2 protein-coding genes are annotated in these 1,897 nt (G+C 73.4%); both read left to right on the top strand.

Annotation, left to right across the window (positions count from 1 at the left end):
- The first annotated feature begins 298 nt into the window (after positions 1 to 298).
- Positions 299 to 532, top strand: a complete 234-nt coding sequence (locus tag ACFWXO_RS31470; RefSeq protein ID WP_030059940.1) for a helix-turn-helix domain-containing protein — start codon at positions 299 to 301, stop codon at positions 530 to 532.
- Between the two features lie 231 nt (positions 533 to 763).
- Positions 764 to 1,570: an enoyl-CoA hydratase/isomerase family protein gene (locus tag ACFWXO_RS31465; protein WP_380527945.1), complete on the top strand. Its 807-nt coding sequence runs from the start codon at positions 764 to 766 to the stop codon at positions 1,568 to 1,570.
- Positions 1,571 to 1,897 lie beyond the last annotated feature (327 nt).

Raw genomic sequence — 1,897 nt, 5'->3', positions numbered from 1 at the left:
GAGATTAATTATGCTATTTCTGGCCTGGCCGCTCAATATCGTCCGCCTCCTCTATATAAACCCACACGCCCGCGACCCCCCCCGCGGGGGCGCCCCCCCCCACGCTGCTGATCAGCTATTTCTCGGCATTCGGCGGCAGCCGCCCGGGGGCGTGCACTCTGCGTGAGCGCCCTGGTGCGCTCGGATCACCACCGCAGGACCACGCATTTGCGACATCGACCTTGTCGAATGGGTGGCCAGGACGCGGTGGATGGGTGATCATGGGAATCTGACCGAGCAACGCTACGAGGAGGCACGGGTGGCCGAGACTCTGAAAAAGGGCAGCCGGGTGACCGGTGCCGCGCGTGAGAAGCTCGCGGCCGATCTCAAGAAGAAGTACGACTCCGGGGCGAGCATTCGCGCTCTCGCGGAGGAGACCGGTCGTTCGTACGGCTTCGTGCACCGGATGCTGAGCGAGTCCGGAGTGATCCTCCGGGGCCGCGGCGGTGCCACGCGGGGCAAGAACAAGGCGACTGCCGGGGCCGGTTCCTGACGGTCAATCAGCTCTGAGCTGGATGGCGCGGCGGCCTGACGCCCGCCGAGGAGACGACGGCCGACCACGGCCGGGCGTCCGCCCTCGGGTCGAGTGGACCGGCCGCCGATCGTCATGTCCGCCCCCGGGTGCCGGGGGCCGTTCCGATCTTTGCGGGCCGAGGGCCTGCCCGTCCGCGCCCAGGTTTGTTACTCTCCGGTAGCCACGTCCCCCGCCACCGGAGGTTCCCGCATGACCGCCCCCGCCACCGACCCGCAGGCCCCGAGCTGGGAGCGGGACGGCGTCCGGCTGGAGATCGACGGCGAGCTCGCCGTCGTCACCCTCTGTCAGCCCAAGCGGCGCAACGCCCAGTCGCCCGCACTCTGGCGCGCCCTCGCCCAGGCCGGTCGCGAACTGCCCGGCAGCGTGCGGGTGGTGCTGCTGCGCGCCGAGGGCGTCTCCTTCTCCGCCGGACTGGACCGGGCGATGTTCACCCCCGAGGGCATCCCCGGCGAGCCCACCTTCCTGCAGCTGGCCGGCTCCGCCGACCAGGAGCTGGACGACGCCATCGCCGCCTACCAGGAGGCCTTCACCTGGTGGCGCCGCGCCGACCTGGTCTCCATCGCCGTCGTCCAGGGCCACGCCGTCGGGGCCGGCTTCCAGCTCGCGCTCGGCTGTGACCTGCGGGTGGTCGCCGACGACGTGCAGTTCGCCATGAAGGAGACCTCGCTCGGGCTCGTCCCCGACCTGGCCGGCACCAAGCCGCTGGTCGACCTCGTCGGCTACGCCCGGGCGCTGGAGATCTGCGCGACCGGCCGCTGGGTCGGCGCCGAGGAGGCCGCCGCGACCGGGCTGGCCAACCTGTCGGTGCCCGGCGCCGAACTCGACGCCGCCGCCCGGGACCTCGCCGCCGCCCTGCTGGCCGCCCCGCGCGGGGCCGTGACCGAGACCAAGGCCCTGCTCCAGGGGGCCTCCGGACGGTCGTACGAGGAGCAGCGTTCGGCCGAACGGGCGGCCCAGGCCCGCCGGCTGCGGGAACTCGCCGGGATCGGCGACTGACCCACCCGCCATTGCGCGCAGGCCCGGCCCCGGGGGAGCACCCCGGGGCCGGGCCTGCGGCGTTCCGGGGCGTGCTCGGCGGGCGGGGGTCGTGGCGGAATGCCAGAGTTGGGGAGGTTTGCGATATAGCTGGAGCCGCTACGAGGGAGATGCGCCCCATGCCTGACACTCCGACGCCCGCGACCCTGCACAAGAACCCCGGTGGCGGGCCCACCCCCGGCCCCCCCCCCCGGGGCCCGCCCCCGCCCCGCGCCGGGGGGGGGCGGTGTGGGGGCGAGCACCCCAGCGCGCACCCCCCCGAGGCGGGGGGGGGGTGTGTTGGATAAT

Source organism: Kitasatospora sp. NPDC059088, from assembly GCF_042738155.1.
Lineage (GTDB): Bacteria > Actinomycetota > Actinomycetes > Streptomycetales > Streptomycetaceae > Kitasatospora.
This window is presented reverse-complemented; position numbering and strand designations above follow the sequence as displayed.

Bases quoted from the DNA above. Each gene is read 5' to 3' on its own strand.
- ACFWXO_RS31465 (WP_380527945.1), top strand. From the start codon at position 764: ATGACCGCCCCCGCCACCGACCCGCAGGCCCCGAGCTGGGAGCGGGAC.